This window comes from Brevibacillus sp. FSL K6-0770 (assembly GCF_038000275.1).
Lineage (GTDB): Bacteria > Bacillota > Bacilli > Brevibacillales > Brevibacillaceae > Brevibacillus > Brevibacillus parabrevis.
The window spans coordinates 4,026,869-4,052,301 of sequence record NZ_JBBOBQ010000001.1; the positions used below are offsets into that span (position 1 = coordinate 4,026,869).

The window sequence follows — 25,433 nt, forward strand, 5'->3', positions numbered from 1 at the left end:
TTAGGTCAACAAGAATCGGTCTTCGCTGAAGCTCTCTCCGCCACGGGCTGCCTCGAAGGCGCGCAGCAAGTCTTGCGGCTTCATGGTTCGTTTTTTCTCATCCGGAATGTCGAGAATGATCCCGCCGTCGTGCAGCATCAACAGGCGATTCCCCATGTTCAGCGCTTGCTCCATGTTGTGCGTGACCATGATCGTCGTCAGCTTGTGGCGAGCGACAATCTTGTCGGTCAGCTCGACAATGAGCTGCGCCCTTTTCGGGTCCAACGCTGCCGTATGCTCATCCAGCAGCAAAATTTTCGGTTCCGTAAATGTAGCCATCAACAGGCTGAGCGCCTGACGCTGACCGCCGGAAAGGAATCCCACCTTTGTTTTCAAACGGTTTTCCAGTCCTTGGTCAAGCTGCTTCAACTGCTCGCGGAACAACTCGCGCTTGTGGTTGTTCACTCCGAAGCCTAGCGTGCGGCGGCGTCCACGCCCGAGCGCGATCGCCAAATTTTCTTCAATCGTCATGTTCGGCGCAGTACCTGCCATCGGGTCCTGGAACACCCGGCCGATCAATTCGGCCCGCTGGTGCTCGCCCAGGCGCGTGACATCCTTGCCGTCAATCGTGATCGTTCCGCTGTCCGGGAACAGCCCGCCGGAGATCATGTTCATCATCGTCGACTTTCCGGCTCCGTTACTGCCGATTACGGTGATGAACTCTCCGCGCTTGACGTGCAAGTTTACATTGCGCAACGCGATTTTTTCATTGACGGTGCCCGCATTGAACACTTTGTTGACATAGGAAATTTTAAGCATTGCTGTTTCCTCCCCTTACCGAGCGTACCGCTTGTTTTTTCCAGATTCCTTTGGCAACGGTCGGAACAGTCAATGCGACAATCACGATCAAGGCGGTAATCAGCTTCATGTCGGACGGATTCAATCCCGCCTGCAAAGCCAGGGCAATCACCAAACGGTACACAATCGAACCGAGAATGACAGCGAGTGTGACGCGGAAAATGGAGGAGCTGCCGAACAGCACTTCCCCGACAATAACAGAAGCAAGACCAATCACAATCATCCCGATCCCCATGCCGACATCGGCAAAGCCCTGGAACTGGGCAACCCAAGCGCCAGACACAGCTACCAGACCGTTGGACAGCGCCAGACCGATAATCGTGGTCGTGTCCGTATTCACTCCGAAGCTGCGAATCATTTTTGGATTGTCCCCTGTCGCCCGCAGATCGAGGCCGAGGTCGGTGTGCAGGAACCAGTCAATTACCAGCTTGAGCACGAGAACTCCGACGAAAAATACGATGGATACGCCAGTCAGCAAAGTGACGCCGCCTACCGTCAAGTCGGGAATGCTCAAATCTTTTACATAGGTGAACAACGTATCTTCACGCAGCAAAGGCAAATTCGCCTTTCCCATAATCCGCAGGTTGATCGAGTACAGCGCGATCATGGTCAAAATCCCTGCCAGCAGTGCGTTGACCTTTCCTTTTGTATGCAAAACGCCGGTAAATGCCCCTGCCAATCCCCCGACGATGAACGCCAGGAGAGTAGCCAGGTACGGGTTGGTTCCATCGATGATAAACTTGGCTGCGATCGCTCCGCCCAAGGCGAAGCTGCCATCTACCGTCAAGTCAGGTACGTTTAGAATGCGAAAGGTCAAATACACGCCCAGAGCTAAAATTCCGAATAGCAAGCCCTGCTCGATGGCTCCCATTATTGCCAAATTCATAGAAGAAATCCTCCTGTTGCTGCGATTATTACTCGATCACTTCGCCAGCGCGGTCGAGCATGGATTGCGGAATGGTCACTCCCATTTTCTCCGCTGCTTTTTTGTTCAATACGAGCTTCATGTCTGCCTGCATCTCGACAGCCATGTCTGCCGGCTTCGCTTCGCCCTTCAAGATTTTTGCTGCCATGTCTGCTGTTTGTTCGCCGAGCTTGGTGTAGTCGATTCCGTAAGTAGCAATCGCACCGCTCTTCACGGAGTTTTCTTCCCCTGCGATGACCGGAATTTTTTGCGCTTCGGCAACGCTCAGGACTGCTGCAATCGACGATACGACCATGTTGTCTGTCGGCACGTAGAACGCGTCTACTTTGCCTACCATCGACTCAGCCGCTTGCTTCACCTCTGTTGCGCTGGTGATCGCTGCTTCCTGAATGGACAGGCCCAGCTTGTCCGCTACTGCTTTCGCCGCATCTACCTGCACTTTGGAGTTCACTTCGCCGGAGCTGTAGATAACTCCAACTGATTTCGCATCTGGCTTCAATTCTTTGATCAGCTTCAATTGCTCTTCCACCGGGTTCATGTCGGAAGTACCTGTCACGTTTGCTCCCGGTTTATCCATCGCTTTTACCAGACCTGCCTCTACCGGATCGGTTACTGCCGTAAACAAGATCGGAATGTCTTTGCTTGTTTGGGCAGCAGCCTGAGCGGTCGGCGTCGCGATCGCCAGTACGAGGTCTACTTTGTCAGACTCGAATTTTTGCGCGATGGAGATTGCTGTATCCATGCTCGCTTGCGCTGATTTGACGTCGATTTTCACTTGTTTGCCGTCTTCGTATCCGTTTTTGGCAAGCTGCGCCACAAAGCCTTCGCGTGCTGCATCCAATGCCGGGTGCTCTACGAACTGAGAAATCCCGATTTTAAACTGTTTGGTTTCAGCAGCTGGCGCCGGCTGGTTCGAAGCAGGTGGAGTCTGCTCGTTGCTCGCCGGGGTAGCGCTTTGCTGTCCACATGCGGTAACAGACAAAAGCAGCAAAGGAAATAAAAAACTCTGAATTTTTCTGATAGTCTTTTTCTGTTTGAACATGTGATAAATGCCCCCTTGAAAAATTTTTTCTAATTTTAACACGGATAAAACAGTTTTAAAAGAATAAAAAGAGAGCTTGACGCTCTCTTTTTACTTGGTGATTTCTTTCGCCTGCTGTTTGAGTGCCTCTGAAATCGTGAGACCAAACTTCCCGGCTGCTGTTTCATTGATGTACAGGTCGGCCTGCTTTGAAATTTCGACAGGAGTGTCTGCAACCGCTTGTCCTTTGAGGACACGGGCAGCCATTTCGCCTGTTTGCTTGCCAATCTGGTAGTAGTCGATGCCGTACGTGGCTACTGCGCCGCGTTTTACGGTGTCTGTGTCGGAAGCAAAAACAGGAATCTTGTTCGCTTCCGCTGCTCCCAGTACAGCCTCAAAAGAGGACACGACGGTATTGTCAATCGGAATGAACATGGCGTCGGCTTTTCCAGCAAGTCCCTGAGCTGCCAATTGCACCTCGGAAAGCTGCGAAATGCCCGCCTTGATGATTTCTACGCCTTCTTTGCTCGCTGCCTCTTCCAGCTCTTTTACCTGTACCTCAGAGTTGACCTCGGAGGTGGTGTAGATCACGCCCAGCTTTTTCAACTGGGGCAGGAAGGTTTTGATCAGCTTCAATTGTTGTTCCATCGATACTTTGTCGCTCGTTCCAGTCACGTTCTTGTCCGGTTTTTCCAGACTGCTGACCAGCTGAGCCGAGATCGGATCTGTTACGGAACTGAACAAAACAGGTTTGTCGGTAATCGCCTTGGCTGCAGCCTGAGCGGATGGAGTCGCAATCGCTACGACCAAATCCTTCTTGTCTCCGGCGTACTTCTGCGCAATCGATACCGTGTTGTTCATATCGCCATGGGCGTTCTGGTAGTCAACCTCCAGATTTTTGCCCTCTTCGTAGCCGGATTGTTTCAAGCCATCCAAGATTCCTTGATGAATCGCATCCAAAGCGGGATGCTCTACGAATTGCGTCAAGCCCAGCTTCACCGTTTGGCCTTGGCCGGAACTGGTCGCTGTTGCTTCATTTTGTCCACCTGTTTGATTGCCACATGCTGCCAAAGAAATGGCCAGCAAAGTGGTCAGTGCCATACTGACTGCTCGTCTCATCTGTACTTCCTCCTCTAAGCTCTGCTCTCTGTGCCTGATCACCCTCTGGTAACAAGGCATCTTGCATTTGTGCAACTTGTGTCCCATTATAGCATATTATTGCGTCCTGAAAAGCTTTTTTCATCAATCTTCCGTTCCGGTTTCTTCCTCTGCATTTGGCATTTTTTTCACGAGAACCCTGGTAATCCGGTAGTGATCGACTTCCCCCACCACAAACTCGAACTTGCCCTCCCGCACCCGGTCGCCTACGCGGGGCGGATGGTCGATTTGCATGTAAATCCACCCGGCCAGCGTATCGACCTCGCTGGATTCCAAATCGAGGTCCAGGTAGTCGCCCACTTCCTCCAAAAGCATTCTGCCGTCAAGCGACAGCATGCCGTCGTTCTTTTCTACTTCCGGACGCTCGTCGTCAAATTCATCCTGGATATCGCCGACGATTTCTTCCATAATATCTTCAAGCGTCACCAAGCCAGCCGTGCCCCCGTACTCATCGATGATGATCGCCATTTGCCCGCGCTGTTTTTGCAGCATCGTCAGCAGACGGCTGATCGAGATCGTCTCGGGAACCGTCAAAACGGGGCGCATCAACGTTTTCAGATCGCTGTGCTCGCCTTCCAAAAGCCCTGTCAGCATGTCTTTGATGTGCAAACTCCCCACGACGTGATCCTTGTCGCCATCGACGACCGGATAGCGGGTGAACCGGCCGTTTTGCACGAGGCGGACATTTTCGTCAAACGGATCGCGCACGTTGAGCACAACCATATCGGTTCGCGGAACCATAATCTCCCGCGCCATCGTCTCGGAAAAATCAAAAATGTTGTCTACCAGCATCAGCTCTGTCTGGTCGATCAGGCCGCTTTTGTGACTTTCGTTGACCAGAATGCGGATTTCTTCTTCTGTATGCGCCTCCTGATGTGGCTCCATGGAAATGTGGAACAAGGCGAGGATGCGGCTTGCCGACCAGTTCAGCAAAGCTATAAACGGATACATGACTTTGTGAAACAGCTGGATCGGCCGACTGACAGCGAGCACGACCATTTCGGTGCGCTGAATCGCAAGTGTCTTCGGAGCCAGTTCGCCCAGCACGATATGCAAAAAAGTGATCACGGAAAACGCAATAATAAAGGAAATGCTGCTCACCAGCGTCTCGTTCAGCTGGAAGTAGCGAAATACCGGATGCAGCAAGTGAGCCACAGCAGGCTCGCCAAGCCAGCCGAGTCCGAGCGAAGCGAGAGTGATGCCCAATTGGCAGGCAGACAAATAAGCATCCAAATTGTGGATGACTTGCTCCACGTTCTCCGCCCGTTTGTTGCCTTCTGCCACGAGCTGGGCAATGCGCGACTCCCTCACTTTCACCACGGCAAACTCGGTTGCAACGAAGAAGCCGTTGAGGAAAACGAGGATCAAGACCAAACCCAAGTTAAACAAGCTTCCCCACATTCCCATTCTCCCCGCCTCCCTTTCCGACCATTGCTTTGGGATATTGTTTCCCATCCTATCGCAAATGTTACCTGTCTGTTTTTCTTTCTTTTCCGGATTGTGATACCATAGTGCTGATTCATATGCCGTTTGTAACGAGGTGAATCTTTTGTCTTATCGTCCAGACTTGCCGATGATCGTCCAAAGCGATCGCACTGTATTATTGGAAACACAACATCCGTTGTTTGCGGAGGCAAGACAGGCCATCAGCGGTTTTTGCGAATTGCTGAAAAGTCCGGAGTACATCCATACATACCGGATTACCCCGTTGTCGCTGTGGAATGCGGCAGCCAGCGGACTTTCCCCGAATGAAGTAACAGGAGTGCTTGGCGCATACAGCAAATACGGCGTGCCGCCAACGCTCGTCAAAGAAATAGAAGAAACGATGCGCAAATACGGGCTGATTCGGTTGGAACGTCACGGGGATGATCTCGTATTAAATAGTGACGATCCTCTTGTTCTCACAGAGCTGACCGGATACAAATCGATCGCGGCCTTGTTCGAAGAAGGCTATACACTCAAAAGCTACGCACGCGGGCTGATCAAGCAGGAGCTGATCAAGCTTGGACTGCCTGTGCAGGATTTGGCGGGGTATTCGCAAGGGGAAGCCTGTCCGGTCAGCTTGCGGCAGACCAGTGCGTCGGGCAAGCCGTTTGCTTTGCGCTCCTATCAAAAAGACGCTGTCGATGCTTTTCACTTGGGCGGCGCGGTTACGGGTGGCAGCGGCGTGCTCGTCCTGCCCTGTGGAGCCGGGAAAACGGTCATAGGCATTGGCGCGATTGCGCAATTGCAGACCGCTACCCTTATTTTGACGACGAATACGACCTCCGTGCGCCAGTGGATTTCCGAGCTGCTGGACAAAACGGAACTGGACCCCGATCTTGTTGGCGAATACACCGGAGATCACAAGGAAGTAAAGCCGATAACTGTGGCAACTTATCAAATTCTCACATACCGCCCCACCTCTCTGGATGAATTTCCTCATATGAAACTCTTTTCAGAGCGTGACTGGGGGCTTATTATTTACGATGAGGTGCATTTGCTGCCTGCACCTGTCTTTCGTGTTACTTCCGGCATCCAGGCTACACGCCGACTCGGGTTGACCGCCACGCTCGTCAGGGAAGACGGCCGGGAAGAAGACGTCTTTACGTTGATCGGCCCGAAAAAGTACGAGGTTCCCTGGAAAGCGATGGAGGAAGCTGGCTGGATTGCGGAAGCGCGTTGCCGCGAAATCAGGCTGCCTTTTGAGCCAAAATGGCGGGAAGCGTACGCACATGCAACCGCCCGGCAAAAGTTCCGGATCGCTGCCGAAAACCCGAAAAAGCTCGAAGTGGTCCGCAAGCTGCTCGACCGCCACGAGGGCGACAGAGTGTTGATCATCGGCCAGTACGTCGATCAACTGGAGCAAATGGCAACCGCCTTGCAGCTTCCGCTAATTACGGGCAAAGTCCCGGAAAAAGAGCGCGAGACGCTGTACGAACAATTTAAAAAAGGGGAAATCACACGCCTGATCGTCTCCAAGGTAGCCAATTTTGCCGTCGATTTGCCGGACGCCAATGTCGCGATTCAAATTTCCGGCACGTTCGGCTCCCGTCAGGAAGAAGCACAGCGCCTGGGACGCATCTTGCGACCGAAAACGGACAACAACACTGCCCACTTTTATACACTCGTTACACGCGATACGAGAGAGCAGGAGTTTTCGCTCCATCGTCAGCTTTTTCTCGTAGAACAAGGCTATCCATACGAAATTATAGAAAACGAGATGCTGGTCTGAAACGTTTCGACAGAAGCCAGCGTCACATAGAGGGAAGGGAGGCCGGAGATTCAATGCAATCCGACGCCGAAATCATTCAGCGGATTCTTCAGGGCGAAATTGAAGGGTATCGCGACCTCATCCAGCGATATCAGCATATGATCTACGTTTTTATCTACAAAATGGTGAACAATCGCGCTGATGCAGAAGATCTTACTCAGGAAGTGTTCGTCAAGGCGTATGAAAAACTGTCTACGTTTCGAGGCGACTCGCAGTTTTCATCCTGGTTACATACGCTTGCCCGCAACAAGAGTATCGATTTTTTGCGCCGCCGAAAGTTTCACGACTCTGACGAGCAATTGGCGTACGTGCCGTCCAATACACGAGACGAATCTCCGCAGGATTCGCTCATGAACAAGGAGCAGCGCAGGGAAATCCAGGAAGCATTCGCCTTGCTGTCGGATACTTACCGGGAAGTAATCGTTCTGCGTTGCACGCATGAGTATCCGTTTGAAAAAATTGCAACTCTTCTCGGCATCGCCGAGTCTACAGCACGCGTCCGCTACTTGCGCGCTCGCCAAGAACTCGCAAAATTGTTAACCCGCAAGGAAGGGGGACTCGTACATGAACTGCCAGGCATTTAGAAAAGCATGGCTAGATGACACAGACAGCGATATTTTCTCTCATATAGAAACTTGTGAGGAGTGTATCGCATGGATTGAAACGCAAATGACAACAGAAGAGGAGGTGCAGTTCTTGAAGGAGGTTCCACTGCCCCAAGCGAATCTGGAAGAGCGGATTATGCAAGCCATCTACCAGAACGCAGGACAAGGTGTGCCCCCTCATGCCGCCACCGCAACCGTCGCTGTGCTTCCACAGCAAGCGGCAGCACCAGCAACCAGCAAGCGTCGGCCCAAAGGCTTCCCTTCATTCGCCTGGGTCAGCGCCGCAGCAGTCCTCCTGGCAGTGGGCTTCCTGAGCTATCAGCAGCTTCAGGACGATCAGATGATGCAGACAGCCGCCCAACCGGAAGCCAATCAGGCAAGTGCAAGCAATCAAATCGTGGCGTACAGCGGCACTGCGACGCAAGCGCAAGAGACAGCTCCAGCCGCTCCTCCTGCACCACCCCAGGCGACAACAGGTGCAACAGGCGGCAGTCAGCCAATGGCGAAGCAAAACGAAGCGGCTACTCCGTCCACAGGAGCGGCAGCAGCAGTTAATCCGAACGGTGATGCCGCGCCAGCTGCCGCCAATGCCCTTGTTGCGCTGGACGACACGCAGCAAAGCAAAGCGGCGCCGCCGCAAGCGCGCACCGCTCAGCCGGAAAACCAGGGGGCTGCGGCTGCCCGAAGTCAACCGACTGCCAAAGTACCTGCGGTGAATGCCAAAGAAAACGCGGCAAGCGAAGAAAACGTCGCCGAGAACGCCCTGATGGCTGCGAAAAAAGGCGGGGCACCCGCGATCACGGCCGATCAGCCTATGGGAATGACAGCCGTGCCCGAGCAAGAGAACAGCGAAAACGGACTCGTCGGCCCGTCGTTGGCCATGGCAGCCAAACAGCCGATCACGCTGTCGACCTTTACGGATACAGATACAGCCGTACAAGCGTCCGATATGCCCGTTCCCGTGCTGGCCCAAAACCCGAACAGCTTTTCGTTAAGCTCGATTTCCGTGCAATACGAATCAGAAACGAGCCAAAAAGTAACGCATCTGGCCGCTGATTACAAGCGCAACAACGACTGGATTCGGATCGACGTAGTACGGAACACACAAGGCAAACGCAGCTTGTCGATTCCCGGAACGTTTTCCGCCACTCAGCTGTTTGCAGTCAATGGCGAGCAAGCTATTGCCGTCTCGTTTGACAACAAGGACGCGAAAAATGCGGTCGCGGAGCACGCGGTCCATTTCAACGCCCAGTCCAATAATCAGTCCCTGTACGTAGTGATAACCGCCCACGGTGTTTCGCTGGACGAATTGATTGAAGCTTCCAAGCAACTGACCTGGAAGCCTTAACGAAAACACGATTTTCCAAAGACACGACCTGTTCCATCAGGCTCGTGTCTTTTTTTATTTGCCAAGCCTGGCTTCGAGCGGCCGGGTCGGGGATGGAAAAGTTTTAGTACGGTATTGATCACTTTAAACTAACGTGTATAATGTTTGTTATAACATAAACAAAAACAATTTTTGTTTATTAAAAAGGAGTGCACCCACATGTCTAATGCTTCACCTCCCCGCTCGTCCCTGTTTCAAAATACGTATTTTCGCACCATCCTGTTGTCAGGAGCGCTTTTGCAAATCGGCGTCTGGGTTCGCAACTTCGCGATTCTTTTGTTTGTCATGGATCAGACGAACAACGACCCTTACGCCGTTTCCCTGATTTCCGTCGCGCAGTTTGGCCCGATCTTTCTGTTTTCGATCATCGGCGGGACATTTGCGGACCGCTGGCGCCCGAGAAAAACGATGATCATCTGCGACTTGCTTAGTGCGCTCTCTGTTGGCGCTGTGTTGCTCACCCTCGTGCTCGGCACATGGAAGGCAGTCTTTTTCGCCACCTTGATCTCGGCGACGCTCTCCCAGTTCTCGCAGCCTTCTGGCATGAAACTGTTGAAGCTTCACGTTCCCGGACACGAATTGCAGCCTGCCATGGCGATGTTTCAGACGATGATGGCAGTGTTCATGGTAATCGGTCCGGCTCTCGGCACTCTCCTCTACCAATCTTTCGGGATCTCGTCCGCCATTGGCGTGATGGGCGTCTCTTTTGTCCTCTCCGCTGTCGTTTTGTTCCAGCTCCCGCGCGACGAGGACGGGCAAAAAAATCACACTGGCGAAAGCTTCTGGACCGAGTTTGCAGCCGGGTTCCGCTATGTGTGGTCAAAACCTTCCTTGCGCGCGCTCGGCGCGATCTTCACTTGCATCGGGCTGGCATCTGGCTTGATTCAGCCGCTGTTTGTCTTTTTGGTCGTCGAACGCCTCGGGCTCCCCAAGGAACATTTGCAATGGCTGATGATGGTCAACGGAGCCGCGATGCTGATCGGTGGCGGTGCCGTCATGAATATTGCGAAAAAAGTCTCGCCGCAAATGCTGATTGCTGCCGGTCTGCTCATAAGCGCCATCGGGACTTTCGGGAACAGCCTGTCTACCGCATTGTGGGCAGTCATGTTTTTCCAGTTTATCAACGGTCTGTTCTTCCCGTGCATTCACGTCGGAATCAACACGCTTCTGCTGAAAACGAGCGATGCAGCGTATATCGGCCGGGTAAACGGCGTCCTGACTCCCCTGTTTATGGGAACGATGGTCGTCTCCATGAGCATCGCGGGATGGCTGAAAAGCCTGTATTCCCTTCCCTTGCTTTTCGGTGGTGCGGGCCTGTTGTTTGCCGTCAGCATTTTGTTTGTCCTGCCTATGCTGAGACGTAAAGAGGTGCTGGCTGCTCCTTCGCAAAAAGCTTGAACGACTAGACAAACAGCTTTCGCGTCTTCTCCTTTTGCCCTGTTCGCTTCTGGCTGTCTGCTATAATCAAGAGGGTTGCCCTTTCAGAAACAGGAAAAGGAGAAAAGATATGCAAACTTTTCATATCGGCTTCGGCGATTCTGCGTGTGGGACGTTGCGCGTATTTCTGCGTGCAGCCAGACTGCCAGGCTCGATCATTTGCCTTCGCGATGACTTCTCGATCGGCCCGATTGCCCATTTGACTACCGAGGATGGAATGGAGCAACGCTGGCAATGGTTCAAAAACTTGCTCGTCGCAACAGAACCTGACTTTCAGGAGGATTTGGAGCTGTTCGCCCAACAATTTCAGCAAGACCGGACGTTCGCTGCCGACATCCCCGCAGACAGCACGGTTGTTTTGTGGCATGGCGGACGGTGCACTTCCGATCAGCTCGGGATACGTTACGTCGTCTCCATGCTCCAATCCAAATCAATCCGCTTCGAAGCCGTGGATGTGTCCGCCTATAGTCAGCGCATCCACTACACCGTCACAGATGAAGAGAACAACACCATTCCGTATGTGATCAGAAGTGTCGGCGAGATTTATTCGGAACGTCTCCATGGTGCATGGGAGACAAAAGCAAGCTTGTCTAGCGCTCAAATCGAGGAATGGGTGCATGACTGGGAAGCTCATTGGCTGCACTCCACCAGCCGCCTGCGCATAATCGAAAACGGGCTGGTTCAAGCGGTGCCGGAAGATTACTACGATGCGGCACTGCTTCAGTGCTCCACCCGTTCGTTCCAGAAAGCCGGCCGCGTCATTGGCGAGGTGATGGGCCGCAGCGAGCAGTGCATCGGTGACATGTATTTGCTGCAACGGATTCAGGAGTTAATCCGAGCAGGAAAACTGAGCTATCGGGGCGAGCTTGCTCCTATGCGATACTTGGAGATTCGGTTAGCCGACGCCGCTCTGACGGAATAAGGTTTTTGCACACCAAAAAACGCCGCCTTTTGCCATGAAGCACAAAAGGCGGCGTTTCTTCTTTTATTAATGGGTTTGATTTTTAGCCTGGTTCCACTGCTTGATTTGCTCGATAATCTCTCTGATCTGATTGCGGGCATCCTGATGCTCCGGCTCGCTGCCCCAATGCTGGATGAGCGGCGGCATTGCTTTTGCCATCGTCGTATACAAACACCATACTTTCACCATCTCGATCCGCTCCGGCGTCGCTTCGCCTGTCAACAACTCGGTAAACTTGTGCAGCAACTCCTCCAGTTCAGGCACCAGCACTTCCTTTTTCTCACTCATGAATGATCCCCCGCTTTCCTATGTTTTCCTTATTCATCTATTGATCTTCGTATGCAAAATTTCCACTGGCCAAAAGCAGCGGTTGCCTTCGTGGGCCTCTACAGTGTGAGGAACGTAAGCAAGCCGTACGCAACGGCTACAGTCAGGATGATGCTCCATAAAACAATGCCGATCGACATCCACCACATCAGCTTGCCGACTGGTGCGCCGAGCGAAATCCCGATCGCAGCACCGAGCGGAGCGCCAGTTAACAGTGGCGAGGCCAGTCCAAGTCCGATGACGCCGTACTTCTCCCAAATGCGTCCCATTCGTCCTTGGTTTTTCCCCTTTTTCTCCACCCGTTTCATCAGCCAGCTTCGCAGGGAGCCGCCCAAAAAGATGACGATACCCGCGCTTGCTATTGCACCAATGGCACTGAACAGCCCCGTCAAAAACGGCGGCAACTGCAATAAAAATCCAACGGGAATCGCTCCCCACAATTCAAGCATGCTTGTCAAAGCGACTGTCCCGCATTTCCATAATACGTCCATACTCTCTCGTCAATCTCCTCTCGTTGCCATTCCTGATCCTCTCAGTAAATACGAACGAGAAGGAAAAAGGTAGCGCTTTTTTCCAAATTAGGAAGTGACGTCCCGGCGGATAAAGACGGTGTAGGCTACGATCAGAGCAGCTACGGCCCATATACTCAGCACAGTCAAGGAAAACGGAAGCGTCATTCCTTTGATCGGAGGCAGTGTGCCGTTCAAATAATCGGTCAACTGCAAATTGACGACGAACAAGTATTTGGACGACTCCCAGGAGGAGGCCATCTGGGTCAGAATCATGCCGCTGATCAAAGCCGCCATCATGACTCCCATCCCGGCGGCGGCGCTGCGGATCAGCACGGAAACCATGAACGTGATCGTTCCGACTACGAGGCACACGAACCAGCCCAGTCCGTACTGCATGAGCAAAAACTGCCACTGCGGCAACATGAACGCCCCTGCTGTCTGCAACTCTCCGCCTGCCACTTCGAAGCCGGTGAGCACAGGCAAGTCCCATCCGGAATAGCCAAAGACGAAGCCTGACAGCGAATAAGCCATAAACAGCGTCATCACCACGGTCAAGGACGTAAACAGCAGCAAAGTGATGTACTTGCTGGTCAACACCTTCCAGCGCCGAACGGGTCTGGTCAACAACAGCTTGATCGTCCCTTCGCTCAATTCCGCCGAGACGATATCGACTGCCAAAATGACGATGATCATCGGCAAAAACATGGAGATCGTCTGATCCATAAAACCGCGGGCAAAAGTCGGACCTCCGGGCGCCATCGGGTTGATATCGTGGTCGAGATAATATTGCTGTTGCTGAATGCGGATTTTAATGATGTCGCGCCATTCGTCCGGGAGGCGGCTGGAGGCAAGCCTGTTTTGCATATCGACGATTTGCTGGGTCAAAAGCGGACGCCAGTCAGTCGTGCCCATGCGCTCCTGGGTGGTGATCACGGAACGATACTGCGCGTATGTAAAAATCGGGATGAGGATCGCCAGAATCAGCACGACGACGAGGAAGCGGCGGCGGCGCAGCAGTTTGACCGTTTCATTTTGGACGAGGCCCAGCATGCTTGGATTCATTTTTCTCCCCCTCCTGTCAACGTCAGGAACAAGTCTTCGAGCGTCACCGTTTTCGTGGCAATTCCCACGACCGGAACGCCTGCCTGAACCAGCGCCTGGTTGACTTCTCCTACCCGTTCCATATCCATGTGCGTTTTCAATCGGTCTTCTCCGACCGCGGCAATCTCCGTCACAGCCTTATGCCTACGCAGCACGTCCATTGCCTTTTGCATATGCGCAGCGGAGATGGTCCATTCCACCTGATCGGCAAACTGCTCCATCAGCTCAGTCACCAGCCCAACAGAAATAACCTTCCCCTGGCTAATAATCGCTACCCGATCGCACATCATCTCGATCTCGCTGAGCAGATGGCTGGAAATGAACACAGCAAGTCCCTCTTCCTCTGCAAGCCGCCGGATAAACTGGCGCATTTCGCGGATGCCAGCCGGGTCCAGTCCGTTTGTCGGCTCGTCGAGAATCAAGATTTTCGGTCGGTGCAACAGCGCCTGCGCGATTCCCAGCCGCTGTCTCATCCCGAGCGAGTACGTCTTGACCTTGTCGTCAATCGCCCGTTCCAGATCGACGAAGCGCACGATCTCCTCTATCCGCTCCGGCGCAATCCCGCCGCTCATGCGGGCAAATTGCTCCAGGTTTTCTCTTCCCGTCAAAAATTTGTACAGCTCGGGATTTTCCACGATGCAGCCAACTTGCGCGATCGCTTCCGGGAAATTGTCGCGCAGCGATACTCCCCCGATGCGAATGTCTCCGCCATCTGCTTTTGCCAGACCGACCAGCATGCGGATCGTCGTCGTCTTGCCCGCTCCGTTTGGCCCGAGAAAACCAAACACTTCTCCGGCGAGCACTTCAAAAGTAATATCGTGAATAATCTGCTTTTTGCCGATTGTTTTTTGCAATCCTGATACTGCGAGGACCGTATCGCCCAATGTGCGCCCTCCTGTCTTTGTTTGCGCTGCCCGCGACTGACGCAAGCTCTGCGTTTATGGTACACTGGCATAAGATGTCCAATCACATTATACCATGTCTGTTCACTTCACATCGAATAGGAGGATAGCCGATGCGCACATCCGGCAAACTTCTCTGGCGGACCGCAGGGTTGCTGTCATTTCTGTCCTTTTTGCTCTTGGCTACAGGCTTTGTCCTGGCGATGAACCCGCAGCAGCTGGCACCGGCTACAGGAACATCCCCTGCCGAATCCGCGAAAACGCCAGCGCCTTTGCCTGCTGAAGGCGTCCGCAAAATCGTCGCGCTCGGTGACTCGCTCACACGCGGTGCCGGCGATGCAAACGGTCAAGGATACGTCGGGCTCGTCCGGCAAGCGTTGGAAAAAAAGGCGGGCCACTCGATCATGTTTACCAACCTCGCGATTAACGGACAAGAGTCGACCGACCTGCTCAAGCAAATGTCCGAAGCACAGGTCAAAACGCTGATTGCCGATGCCGACCTGATCTTGTTCACCATCGGCGGCAACGACTTGTTCAGGCAAACCGGAGGACTTTACACGATTGAACAAGAAAAAGTGGCCGCAGCCATTCCCCGCTCAGCCAGCACGCGGGCTGCTTCCAATCCGGCAGGGCCAGCGCCCACGACCGCGACCTTTTTGCGGACAGTTGCCTGTGCCAACGCCCACTCCACCTCTCTGCCGACCATCGGGTTGACCAGACAGGATGCGACCTTGCCATCGAAAATATGATCGAGGCAAGCTTGGTTACAGGCGATGCACGTATTGACTTCATCAAAACGTCCCTGAACGCTTTTCGCGACGATTTGCGGGTCAGCCAAAAACGGACGGGCCAGCGAAACGAGATCGCAGCGGCCAGCCTGCAAAATTTCTTCTGCGTGACGGATGTCGTTGATCCGGTTGCTGGCGATGACCGGGATGTGGACAGCCTCTTTGACTTGCTGGGCGACCCACACATACGCTCCGCGCGGCACCATCATGGAGATCGTCGGCACTTTCGATTCATGCCAGCCAATCCCGATATTGAGCGCGTCAACCCCGGCCTCCTCCAGCATCCGGGCGAATTGCAGCGTTTCTTCGATCGTGGTGCTGTCCGGAATCAGATCAAGCCCGGACATTCGGAACAACACAGGAAAATCACGGCCAACTGCTTCCCGCACGCGCTTCGCTACTTCCACCCCAAAGCGTGTCCGCCGCCCAAAGTCTCCTCCCCATTCATCCTGCCGCTGGTTGGTCACAGGAGAGAGAAACTGATTGATCAAATACCCTTCCGACCCCATGATTTCGACAGCGTCAAAACCAGCTTTCTGCGCCCGCACCGCACCACTGGCAAAAGCGGCAATCGTCCGTTCAATGCCAGCCTCGTCCAGCTCCCGCGGCTGTGTGCGATTGATCGGCGCCTGCAACGGCGAGGGAGCTACCGGATCGAGTCCTGTCACCTCTTTGTACGCGTAGCGGCCCGCATGGAACAGTTGCAACGCGATTTTGCCCTTTTGCTGGTGCACTTTTTCTGTAATGATCCTGAGCTGTTCGATATGTTCATCGAGAAACACGTTGCAGTAGACCTCACCCATGCCACCCTCCGGCAGCACAGCCGCTCCTCCCGTCACGATCAATCCTGCTCCCCCGCTGGCTCGCTCCGCATAAAAATCTGCGAGGCGCTCTACGCCGTTCGGCAGCTTCTCCAGCCCGACGTGCATCGAGCCCATGATGATCCGATTCGGCAGTGTCATCGCTCCGAGCCGGATCGGCTGTTGGACATTTGCAAGCTTCATGATAGGACCCCCTCAAACAAGAATGAATGCTCATTCATTTTCTGTTTAATCGATTCTGCATCTCTGCCCGCAAATCCTGCCCGCTGTTTCCGCAAAACAAACAAAACATGGGGAGCGCCTGCCGCCTTTGCAGCAAACCGCTTGCCTTTCTTTCTAGACCGGGAAGCAAAAAAAGCCGAGAGGTGTCCCTCCCGGCCTGTGCTTCGCTTTGCTCGTCCCGGCTTATCCCAGCTTGACCAGCTCTCCCAAATCCGCTGCAAACCGCTCCAGCGTCTCGTTCAGCGCGGTCTCTTGCTCTGCACGCTCTGGCGTCTGCACGACAAAGTGGTAGTCCACCTGTACAGATGCCTCCACCAGCTTGCCTGGCTCGGTATAGCGGCGTTTCTCGGTAACCGAGCATTCTGCTACCCGCCCTCTCGCCTGCTCCCACAAGTCCTGAACCTGTTTTTCCTGGAGTTTGCCCGGATATTGAATCTCTACCTCAACTTCGCAGCTCTGCTCGTCTTCCAGCAAAAAAAGATGAATCGTTGCCGTCGGCTGTTCCTCTTCAAAAGAGCTTGCGAAGGTGATCATGACCTCGCGCATTTCTTCGTCTTCCAGCAAGGAGCGATCCGAACGCAAAACGACATCCGTAATCATCCCTCGTGTAGACAGCAGTTGATTTAGTTTTTCTACCAATAATTGCAGCACGGTAAATGGTTCCTCCTGTAAATGCGTTATTCCCTATCCAGCTAGAAGTATAGCACGATTGCCCGGTGCGCGAAAAACCCCTTCGCTCAGGAAGGGGTCGGTGTATTGTTCATATTTTTTTGATTCATAAATTCAGAGAGCCAGGCGCGTCTTACTTCTTTGTTTGGGCAATAGCCTAAAATGTAGCTTTCCCCGCGCATATATTTTTCCTTGATCCACTCTTTATGCTTGCGGAAAAAGGCGTGTTGGAAATCGATCGGCATTTGCTGATATTCTTCCAGCGCTGAGGGGTTCTGGAGGAAAAAATCTTCATCGTACACAAGCTCTTCATTTTGTTGGCGGCTGATCAGGTACACAAAGGCAATCACCAGAAACAGGTTCACCAAGAAAATCGTCATCCAAATCCCTCCAGTCAGGTAAGTATTTTTCTGATTAATCTGTCTTATCAGCATATTATTATTGTACCACGAATTTGGTGTTTTCTAAACCTTTCGTTTCATTTTTTATAAAAAAAGTTCTATTGAAAACAGAAAAGGCTTGGCAACGTTTTGCCAGCCTCATTAAAAAGCACCCGCTCTTTTTCAAGAAACGGGTGCTTTGCCTGCTTGCTATGATGGAGTCGTTGTCGGGTTCGATGCTGGTGCTCCGCCGTCCTGTCCGGTTGCAGGCGGAGAAACGATATCGGGAGGTGGTGCCGTAGTCCCGCTATTTCCTGCTGGAACGGCAGGAGGCTGCTGGATGACAGTCCCATTCGGAACTGTCGTCTGCGACTCAGGTGTAGTCGTCTGGCCCGGCTGTTCCGGATTCGCTACATCTGGCGGTGGAGTCGTTCCATCCGTCACGCTTTCCTCGCCCTCTGCGACTTCCTGTTCCGTCGACTTTTTCGTCTCTTCGCTTGCTTTCGGCTTGGCCGAAGCTGCCGACTCCGTCGTTTTCTTTTTGGTCGATCGGTTGCTGCTCGATGCCGACACAGTTGATTCCCCTGATCCCAATGTCGGGGAGTTGTTCAGCTTTGCTACTACATTGCCGGACACGCCCATTTCCGCTTGCAAGGAATCGCGAATCAGATCGAGCTTCTCTTTTTCCAGGAACGTATAGCCGCCTTGCCAATAAGCGCCGTTGTCCAGCGTCGTCAGCGTCGAAGCGCTAAATCCTTTGAAGTCGTAAGCGAGTCCCTTGATTTGTTCTTTGGACAGGTCCGTATGTATATGCTTTTTCCCTACGTCCATGATGTTGAAAACTTTGGTCAATCCATCCAGGGAGCCTACCTTGTCAACGACGGCACGAATCACTTCCTGCTGGCGTCGATTGCGGTCGAAATCGCTGGAGTAATACTTGGTTCCCCGATTGTCGTGGCGGTGGCGCACATAGCCAAGCGCCTGCTCGCCATTCAGCTTCTGCAGTCCAGGATTGAGGTTGATGTGCGTATCGTCAGTCGGATCGTCGTAAACGAGCTTGCGGTCGACATTGACCTCGACACCGCCCAGCTCGTCGATCACAGCTTTGAAGCCATCAAAATCGACCGCTACGTAATGTTCGATGGGAATCCCCAAAATTTCGTTCAATGTTTTCTTCGTGAGCGAAATTCCGTCCTCTGTCGGCGTCTGCTTGTTTCGCTCGGCCTGTCTGCGCTCAGCCTCGCCGTTGGCGTAAACCGAGTTGATTTTGTGATAATCGCGATATCCCGGAATTTTCACACGCGTATCGCGCGGGATGGAGACCATCGTCACTTTTTTCGTCTCCGGGTTGGCTACCGCGACAATCATCACGTCCGTGTTCATCGAGCCTGTCTCTGGCCGTGAATCGGAGCCGAGCAAGACGAAGGACATCGGCTTGTCAGAATGATAGACCGGGTCCACATTTTTGGATACTTCAGAGGTAAAACCATTTTCTACAGGGCTCGTTACTTCGTCCAGAGTGTCTTCAATTTTCCAATAAATTGCTCCAGCGACACCGCCGACCAGCAACAGAACCGTCAAGGCGAAGATCGTCAGGAATCTGCGCAGCTTCCGGCTACGGGTTGGCTGCTGCTTCTTCTTGCGCGGAGCAGAAGCGCGTGTTTTTGCAACAGTTTCTGGCATATGTATCAATCTCCTTGTTCGCGCACGCTTTTTGACAAAAGAAAAGGGAGGCACAATTGGGAACAGTGCCACTTAACCAGATGAACTAATATTTTCTTCTGTTGGTAATCATCTGATTCAGGTATTGTACCATAGGATTGTCTGCATTTGTAGAAAAATGTTCCTTTCACGCAAAACTCCCCTACCGTTTTTGTCGATAGAGGAGTTTTTTTCTGTGAAAAACGTCCCGGCATTTTTTGCCGAAAAAAGAGGTGACCGCTTGCGTTGGGCAAAGCGGTCACAATCGGTTTGCTGTTTATTGCAGACCTTTTGGCGCCTGGCTAAAACCTTGCACTGGCCCATCTGGCTGCTTTTGCTTGGAGCGGTGCGAATCGCCGCCTTGACGCACGTGGCTTTCTTGCTTGCCGTTCACATCGTTGGACTTCTTTTCCATGTACACTCCTCCTCGGGACAAAATACCCAATTAGTGTACGCCGTTCTATGTACCCTCATTCCCGCTCGAAAATTTGCATCTCTTTTCCAGTAAAAGACTGTTTTCGCTGCATGAGCAGTTCCAGATTGTAAGGGCGATGTTTGTCGCGGCTCATTTCCGCAAGCGCCATTCCGTAGGCCGCTTGTTCCCGCAGCAGGGGCGTCCGATGCTGCGCAAAAAGAATGCCCGCGGCAAAAGCGTCGCATGCCGCTTCGCGAATCGGCGCAGGAGGAGCGGCGATCCAGATCGATTCGGCTTCCCGGCACAAATACAGGCCCGCTTCGCCGCAGTTGATCATCAACTGGCGCACGCCTTGTTCGAGCAATCGTTTCGCGCATACTTCCACATCGTTAAAGGAATGCAGCGATTGGCCGGACAATATTTCTATCTCATCAATGCTCGCAATCAGCACATGCACCCCATGCAAAAAGGGCCGCCATTTTTCCGCCTTTTTCACGGAGACAGGATCGACAGCAACGATTTTTCCCAGCCTGTTTGCCTCTTCCAAAAAGGCGTGCATGACCGGCACGGGCAAGTTTGCATCCATAAACAGGCCAGCAGCTTGCGGCAGGCGCTCCATAGCCTGACGGACAAGCTCCTCTGTCCACGCCTCGTTGACTTCCATGTCTGCCACTGCTGTGTACAGCTCTCCGTCGAGATCGCGAATCGCCAAATACCTGCCAGTCGATTTACCAGCAATCCGCAACATCCCGTGGGTCGATACTCCGCTTTTGGCCGTCACTTGCCGCAGCCATTCCCCGTCAGCATCCTCTCCCACAAGAGCAAAAAGCTGTACTTCTTCCCCAAGCCATCCCAGATTTTCTGCCACATTACGAGCTACTCCGCCTGCCACTTGCTGAACATGCCCCGGATTGCTCGTTCCAGGCAGCAATCTGGCAGAAGTGACTCCTTGCACGTCCACATTGGCTCCACCCACGCATAGCCAGTATTCGGTAATCCCTTTCAGCACTTCGGCACTCCTCCCAGCCTTTTGCTCATGGTCTCGTCCTTCATCTTTTCGACAACGCATTTGCATTTACCTACCGATCCCAAAACTTCATCGTGGAAGACGAAGCGTATATCTCGTCGGCATATTCCATCCAGACAGTGATGACGCCTCCAGCCCATCCGTGCTACAGTGAGAAAAAGTCAACGGTAACTTCTCACTGAACAAGAAGCTGCACGATTTTCCCACTCTGAATAATGGAGATGAACTGACATGAGTGCCACATCGACACCGCTGCAAGCGTCTGGGGCAACAACAGCAGCACCTACCGTGTATCGCATGCTGTTTGCCATCAGTCTCGTTCATTTGCTGAACGACAGCTTGCAAGCGGTCATTCCGGCCTTGCTTCCCATCGTGGAAAAAAATCTGGCGTTGACCTTCACACAAGTCGGCTTCATTCTTTTGGTCATGAACTTGACTGCATCCGTCTTGCAGCCTGTTGTCGGTTACTTCTCCGATCGCAAGTCACAGCCGTTTCTGCCTCCGCTTGCCTTGCTCGTCTCCGGGCTCGGGATGCTCGCTCTCGCTTTTGCAGGCAGCTACTCCTTCGTTCTCGTCGCTGTTGCCTGTGTCGGTATCGGCTCCGCTGTCTTTCACCCGGAGGCGTCCCGTTTTGCGCATCAGGCATCCGGCCCGCGCCGCGGCTTGGGGCAATCGATTTTTCAGGTCGGCGGAAACGCAGGCCAAGCGCTTGCTCCGCTCATGACGATTCTCGTCTTCGCCAATCTCGGCCAGCCGGGAGCGGCCTGGTTTTTGCTTCCGGCGGTTTTGGCAAGCGGCGTTCTGCTTTACGTGGCGCTGTGGTATCGCGGTCAACAAAGGCTGAAAAAAGCCGCTGCCGCGGTCGTGACGTACACGAACCGAAAGCAGCGGCTCGTCGCCTTGTGGCTGCTCATCCTGATCGTCAGCGTCCGCTCCTGGATGAATGCGGGCTATCAGAGCTTTTATCAATTTTACTTGATGTACGTCAAACATATGGATTATTCCAGCGCCCAGCTAGTTGTGTTCGGCTTCCTGCTCGCCGGAGCCATCGGCACCTTTTTTGGCGGCCCTCTGTCGGATCGGTTCGGAAAACGCAATCTGCTGATTCTCTCGACACTCGGCGCGTTGCCGTTGACCTTGCTGACGCCTTACGTCTCCGGCTTCTGGTCTTTTCCCCTTCTGCTCGTAAGCGGCTTCATCATGCTGTCCAGCTTTTCGGTCACCGTTGTTTATGCCCAGGAGCTTTTGCCAGGCAAAATCGGCACCGTGTCCGGCTTGATTATTGGCTTGGCTTTCGGCATGGGCGGCATGGGTGCTCTCGCTTTTGGCTACCTGGCAGATATGTTCGACCTTGGCTTCGTCATCACCCTCTGCTCGGTGCTCCCGTTAATTGGTCTGGTCGGATTTTTGCTGCCGAAAGACAAAACCTTGCAATCGTGGGTGCAATAACAGCACGCTTTTGCGTCAAAAGAAAAAACCCGAGGAGCGATTCCTCGGGTTTTGTTTTTATACCAAGACGCCAGTCGGCACACCCAGCAAATGGGCAATCGCTGGCGGATACAGCTCAGGCGTGCTGTACAGACGCCAGTTGCCATCCTCGCCTTTGCCAAACACGCCGGAAATCATCCAGTCAGGCGCCAGCACGTCTTTTCCGTCAGCAGCGATAGCCAACGTGATTTTTTCACCATCAGGACGTTTGGCAACCCAGCCGTTTGCGGCTGTATCCAGCAAGAGCAGCGTTTCCTCTGCTACTTCTTTCGGAGCGGAAGTGTTGCCGTACAAGTTCTGATTGGCTTCCTTTTCCAGTACGCCACGCAAACGGTATGCTTCTGGCAGCGTCTCTTTCAGCTCTGCCAGCAAAGACTGCATGTTCGCGTACAAGGCACTGGCTCCTTGCTTGTCCAGCCACTTGAAGAATGCGGTCAGAACAGACAGCAGGTTTGTTGCCAACGTTTTCGTCGCAGCATCTGCACGGGTAAAAATGTCATGAACGAGGAAATAAGCAAGCTCCTCCTTGCGCAGCTGCTCCCAGGTAAACGCAGGGCCAAACGCGCCTCTGACAAAAGAGCGGAAGTTGTTCATAACCTCATCATATTTTTTGACCGTAGCTTCCGACTTGCCTTCTGTCATCTCTTGCACGAAGCGATTGATGTCAGCGAGTCGGTCAGGATGCACGGTGTACACACTTTCTGGCAAGCCTTCGATCAATGGTCGGTTGAGCAGGTTGTTCACGTGCAGGCTGGCATTGGACAGGCTCAGGCGCGGACGGAGCATGTCCATCCGAATGAAACGGGCAATGCCTTGTCCTACTTTGTGATCCTGTTCCATTTGCACCAGGAGGCTTTCCAGCTTGGCGTGAAGCTCTTTGCTGTCTGACGCCGCCACCAAAACAGGAGGCAGGTCGTCGAGCGCATCCTGCGGGTTCACCAGCCATTTTTCCGCAAAATACGTCTGCACAGCCCATTGCAATACTTTTGGCGGCAATGTCGGCTGGCTCGTAATGAACAAGGTTCCTTTGGACAGTCTGGAACCAGTCGAGGTCAGGACGCGAATCTCTTCCTCTTTTTCGTAAGCGAGCAGCAAAAGCAGCTGCGCCACTTCCTCCAGCTCCGAAGCGTATCCTTCCAGATACAGCTTGTCGCCTTCCAAAATTGCCTCTGCCTGCACTTCATACAGTTCAAGCAACGCATCTTTCAGCGCCGGGAACAGATGCTCTTCCTTGCGTGTCGCATATACCCAGATTTCCTTGGCGCCATCGGACTTTTTCAGCTCGAAAGCTGGATTGGCCTCGATCGCTTTGGAAAGCTGATCGCGATTGGGCAACACATACGTGCGGCGCAGCAAGGTGCCTTGACCAGATGCTGGCTGTTCGCTGCCTGTTTCTGTCCCGCCGAACTGAACGATGAAACGGTACAGCTCCGTCGTATACACTCTTTTGCCCGCGTCTTCTGCCGCATGCTCCACTTCCGGATGCTGATTCAGCCATTCCAGCAAGCTTTCTTTGACATGCGGCTGCAAAATGATGCTGCCGGAAAAGAGCATGTTGCGCAAGCCGAGGTTCAACAGGCGACCGACGATCATCTGGCCTGGCATGACATTCAGGCTGTTGGAACGCAAAATGTAATGCTTTTCCAAAGTGAGCGGATGTTGAACCGTCATGACATCGCGGTCTACTTCCGTGATCTCGTATACGTTCAGATGCAAGCCTGCAAAAGCACGACGGAGGTCAGGCTCCATCCGGCGGCCGTGCTGCTTGATGTAGTTCTCCAGCAGCGTGCTTCCGCCTGTTCTCACATCCAGGACACACCAGTTGAAGAAATGCGCAGCCCACTCCGGACGCGTGACTTCTTCTTCGGTCAAGCCCACTTCTGCTGCAAAACGGCTGCGCGCTTCGGAAATGGTCTCGCTGGTGACATTGCCACCTACGAAATGGTTCAGACGCTCGACCCAGCCTGCATATTCTTTCTGCAATTTTTGTTCATGACGGCTGCGCAACTCGGTAATCGGTGTAACGACTCCGCAGCACTTCTTGTATTTTTTTCCGCTCCCGCACGGGCACAGTTCGTTTCTTCCTACTGACATAGAGGGTTTGGATCTCCTTTCCATCCCACGCGGCATGCGCGGGGAATCCTACACAATCCCCCTATATTACCGCATTTTCCATCATGTGTTCAAGTGTTCTCGTTTTGGCTCATGTGCGATTCCCACATCGCCGTTGCCTTCCCACTGGGAAATAAACAGCTCCAGACGGTTCATCAAGCGGACGATGCGCTGCTTTTCGCTCATGCATGTAGATATAGCAGAGAGCTGGTTGGCGGCAAAAAGTTCCACCACTTCCCGCTCCATGTCTTGAAGGCGAATCCGATAACTCGCGATGATGTCGCGCAGCAAATCAAATCGCTGTTCCAACCGGATCATGGCCTCAAGTTTACTCATTGTTGCTCACTGGTTGCCAGTACTTGCTGAATGCCAAGTACGATTTGCTCATGCTTATGTTTCTCTTTCATCAGCACTTCTATAGCTTGCATATTGCTTTGTTGGAAATGCGCGACGACTTCCTGGGACATCTCCTGATTGCGGCCTTCCAGGCGGCTGATTGCTTCTTGCAGCAATTGTTGTACTTCCTCCAGCACTCGTACATTCGTAGCGTTTGTCATGTTCGTTTCCTCCTTGGTAAAAATTGTTTCTTCTTGTTTCGGTTCCTGATGCAACGGGCTTGCTGTTTCGGGTGCAACTTCCTCTGTTTCATTCTCGATGACGGCTATCGATTCAGAAGAGTCCGCCGCTGCGATTTCTTCCGCAGCCAGCTCCTCATCGGTTTCCTCACTGCGAACAATGATATACAGCGTTTCTCCCTCGACCCGGAATCGGTCATCCAGCAGGGGCAGAAAAGCGGCATCCCCAGCGATCCCCACCTCTTGCTCCAGAAAATGGACAAGCGAGCGGGCAGCTACGTGCGTGATGCCGTTATCCCGGCAAAAATCGTAGACTTGGTCGTTTGCCTGCGTCCACTCTGCCAGGAACCATCGGTCGTCGCCTTGATACTGAACAAAGCGAGGGTCGCGTTCCAATTGCAACATGCGAAGGATCTGATTCCAGCCAAACTGCGTCTGACGGCGCAACTCAGCGACGATCTGTTCCAGCTTTTTAGGCGTTTGGGTATCGCGCAAAAAGCGGTGCGCCAAATCGTACACCTGATGCGGCTGGTAAGTGATCTCCACGATCGCCTCCGAGCTGGCAATCCGTACAGGCGACTGCTCCATCTTCAACACTTTATCAAGTAGTGTCGCGCTATCCAGATCCAAAAAAGCCGTCAGCTCATTCACTTCCATCCGGGAGCAAATCTCCGTACGTGGGAGGGAGCGCTCGCCGGACCGGAACACCTTTTTGACAATACTTGGTAGGGTATAGGTTGGCCGTTTCATGCACTTTCTCCTTCTCGTGATCGGCATTTTTGCCAAATCAAATGGGAATCAAGAAGATA

At 53.1% G+C, this 25,433-nt stretch carries 23 protein-coding genes and 2 pseudogenes; 7 read left to right on the plus strand and 18 right to left on the minus strand.

Annotated elements, in window-relative coordinates:
* From NST23_RS19090 to NST23_RS19110, 5 genes are all read right to left on the minus strand, one after another.
* Positions 1 to 798, minus strand: coding sequence for an ABC transporter ATP-binding protein (locus tag NST23_RS19090; protein ID WP_063230093.1), 798 nt, complete (start codon positions 796 to 798; stop codon positions 1 to 3).
* On the minus strand, positions 791 to 1,723 hold the full coding sequence (locus NST23_RS19095; protein ID WP_122964816.1) for an ABC transporter permease: 933 nt from the start codon (positions 1,721 to 1,723) through the stop codon (positions 791 to 793). Before NST23_RS19095 ends, NST23_RS19090 begins: the two co-directional genes overlap by 8 nt.
* Positions 1,724 to 1,751: 28 nt before the next feature.
* Positions 1,752 to 2,804: an ABC transporter substrate-binding protein gene (locus tag NST23_RS19100; RefSeq protein WP_122964815.1), complete on the minus strand. Its 1,053-nt coding sequence runs from the start codon at positions 2,802 to 2,804 to the stop codon at positions 1,752 to 1,754.
* A 90-nt stretch (positions 2,805 to 2,894) separates the two neighbouring features.
* Positions 2,895 to 3,902, minus strand: a complete 1,008-nt coding sequence (locus tag NST23_RS19105) for an ABC transporter substrate-binding protein (RefSeq protein ID WP_122964814.1) — start codon at positions 3,900 to 3,902, stop codon at positions 2,895 to 2,897.
* Positions 3,903 to 4,025: 123 nt separating this feature from the next.
* Positions 4,026 to 5,348: a hemolysin family protein gene (locus tag NST23_RS19110; protein ID WP_122964813.1), complete on the minus strand. Its 1,323-nt coding sequence runs from the start codon at positions 5,346 to 5,348 to the stop codon at positions 4,026 to 4,028.
* A gap of 142 nt (positions 5,349 to 5,490) precedes the next feature.
* Between NST23_RS19110 and NST23_RS19115 the strand changes: the two genes are divergently transcribed.
* The 5 genes from NST23_RS19115 to NST23_RS19135 all read left to right on the plus strand — a co-directional run bounded on the left by NST23_RS19115 (position 5,491) and on the right by NST23_RS19135 (position 11,545).
* On the plus strand, positions 5,491 to 7,155 hold the full coding sequence (locus NST23_RS19115) for a DNA repair helicase XPB (protein WP_173597782.1): 1,665 nt from the start codon (positions 5,491 to 5,493) through the stop codon (positions 7,153 to 7,155).
* Positions 7,156 to 7,208: 53 nt separating this feature from the next.
* Positions 7,209 to 7,778: an RNA polymerase sigma factor gene (locus NST23_RS19120; protein WP_063230087.1), complete on the plus strand. Its 570-nt coding sequence runs from the start codon at positions 7,209 to 7,211 to the stop codon at positions 7,776 to 7,778.
* Positions 7,779 to 7,881: 103 nt separating this feature from the next.
* Positions 7,882 to 9,147 carry a hypothetical protein gene (locus tag NST23_RS19125; protein ID WP_340965199.1) on the plus strand — a complete coding sequence of 422 codons (1,266 nt, stop codon included), beginning with the start codon at positions 7,882 to 7,884 and terminating at the stop codon, positions 9,145 to 9,147.
* Between the two features lie 198 nt (positions 9,148 to 9,345).
* The gene (locus tag NST23_RS19130; protein WP_340964391.1) at positions 9,346 to 10,584 is read left to right on the plus strand and encodes an MFS transporter; all 1,239 of its coding nucleotides are present in this window, start codon (positions 9,346 to 9,348) and stop codon (positions 10,582 to 10,584) included.
* A 109-nt stretch (positions 10,585 to 10,693) separates the two neighbouring features.
* Positions 10,694 to 11,545, plus strand: coding sequence for a DUF1835 domain-containing protein (locus NST23_RS19135; RefSeq protein WP_340964392.1), 852 nt, complete (start codon positions 10,694 to 10,696; stop codon positions 11,543 to 11,545).
* 66 nt (positions 11,546 to 11,611) lie between these two features.
* On the opposite strand, the gene NST23_RS19140 is transcribed toward NST23_RS19135, so the two are convergent.
* From NST23_RS19140 to NST23_RS19155, 4 genes are all read right to left on the minus strand, one after another.
* Entirely contained in the window at positions 11,612 to 11,872 is a 261-nt protein-coding gene (locus NST23_RS19140) for a DUF2573 family protein (RefSeq protein ID WP_063230083.1), read from the minus strand.
* 98 nt (positions 11,873 to 11,970) lie between these two features.
* The gene (locus NST23_RS19145) at positions 11,971 to 12,402 is read right to left on the minus strand and encodes a small multi-drug export protein (protein WP_122964808.1); all 432 of its coding nucleotides are present in this window, start codon (positions 12,400 to 12,402) and stop codon (positions 11,971 to 11,973) included.
* A gap of 87 nt (positions 12,403 to 12,489) precedes the next feature.
* Complete coding sequence (locus NST23_RS19150) at positions 12,490 to 13,485, minus strand: ABC transporter permease (RefSeq protein ID WP_122964807.1); 996 nt, start codon at positions 13,483 to 13,485, stop codon at positions 12,490 to 12,492.
* Positions 13,482 to 14,408: an ABC transporter ATP-binding protein gene (locus NST23_RS19155; RefSeq protein ID WP_173597787.1), complete on the minus strand. Its 927-nt coding sequence runs from the start codon at positions 14,406 to 14,408 to the stop codon at positions 13,482 to 13,484. The genes NST23_RS19150 and NST23_RS19155 overlap by 4 nt, the downstream gene beginning before the upstream one ends.
* Positions 14,409 to 14,629: 221 nt before the next feature.
* Here NST23_RS19155 and NST23_RS19160 point away from each other — a divergent pair.
* A pseudogene (locus NST23_RS19160) lies at positions 14,630 to 14,935 on the plus strand (SGNH/GDSL hydrolase family protein); the annotation flags it as partial.
* An 80-nt stretch (positions 14,936 to 15,015) separates the two neighbouring features.
* On the opposite strand, the pseudogene NST23_RS19165 reads toward NST23_RS19160, so the two are convergent.
* The 6 genes and pseudogenes from NST23_RS19165 to NST23_RS19190 form a co-directional block, all read right to left on the minus strand.
* Positions 15,016 to 16,218: pseudogene (locus tag NST23_RS19165) on the minus strand (oxidoreductase); the annotation flags it as partial.
* A 222-nt stretch (positions 16,219 to 16,440) separates the two neighbouring features.
* Positions 16,441 to 16,908, minus strand: coding sequence for a hypothetical protein (locus NST23_RS19170; protein ID WP_173597789.1), 468 nt, complete (start codon positions 16,906 to 16,908; stop codon positions 16,441 to 16,443).
* Between the two features lie 86 nt (positions 16,909 to 16,994).
* Positions 16,995 to 17,306, minus strand: coding sequence for a hypothetical protein (locus tag NST23_RS19175; protein ID WP_005828950.1), 312 nt, complete (start codon positions 17,304 to 17,306; stop codon positions 16,995 to 16,997).
* A gap of 210 nt (positions 17,307 to 17,516) precedes the next feature.
* Positions 17,517 to 18,989, minus strand: coding sequence for an LCP family protein (locus NST23_RS19180; RefSeq protein ID WP_173597790.1), 1,473 nt, complete (start codon positions 18,987 to 18,989; stop codon positions 17,517 to 17,519).
* A 295-nt stretch (positions 18,990 to 19,284) separates the two neighbouring features.
* On the minus strand, positions 19,285 to 19,422 hold the full coding sequence (locus NST23_RS19185; protein ID WP_167470311.1) for a hypothetical protein: 138 nt from the start codon (positions 19,420 to 19,422) through the stop codon (positions 19,285 to 19,287).
* A gap of 55 nt (positions 19,423 to 19,477) precedes the next feature.
* Positions 19,478 to 20,431 (minus strand): carbohydrate kinase family protein, encoded by a 954-nt coding sequence (locus NST23_RS19190; protein ID WP_122964798.1) that lies wholly within the window; start codon positions 20,429 to 20,431, stop codon positions 19,478 to 19,480.
* 249 nt (positions 20,432 to 20,680) lie between these two features.
* Here NST23_RS19190 and NST23_RS19195 point away from each other — a divergent pair, with 249 nt between their 5' ends.
* Complete coding sequence (locus NST23_RS19195; RefSeq protein WP_122964797.1) at positions 20,681 to 21,898, plus strand: MFS transporter; 1,218 nt, start codon at positions 20,681 to 20,683, stop codon at positions 21,896 to 21,898.
* A gap of 57 nt (positions 21,899 to 21,955) precedes the next feature.
* Here the strand turns inward: NST23_RS19195 and NST23_RS19200 are convergent, their stop codons facing one another.
* The 3 genes from NST23_RS19200 to NST23_RS19210 all read right to left on the minus strand — a co-directional run bounded on the left by NST23_RS19200 (position 21,956) and on the right by NST23_RS19210 (position 25,374).
* Positions 21,956 to 24,031, minus strand: a complete 2,076-nt coding sequence (locus NST23_RS19200) for a YecA family protein (protein ID WP_173597791.1) — start codon at positions 24,029 to 24,031, stop codon at positions 21,956 to 21,958.
* Positions 24,032 to 24,112: 81 nt separating this feature from the next.
* Positions 24,113 to 24,385, minus strand: a complete 273-nt coding sequence (locus NST23_RS19205) for a hypothetical protein (RefSeq protein WP_063230068.1) — start codon at positions 24,383 to 24,385, stop codon at positions 24,113 to 24,115.
* Positions 24,382 to 25,374, minus strand: coding sequence for a hypothetical protein (locus NST23_RS19210; protein WP_122964795.1), 993 nt, complete (start codon positions 25,372 to 25,374; stop codon positions 24,382 to 24,384). Before NST23_RS19210 ends, NST23_RS19205 begins: the two co-directional genes overlap by 4 nt.
* Between the last annotated feature and the right edge of the window lie 59 nt (positions 25,375 to 25,433).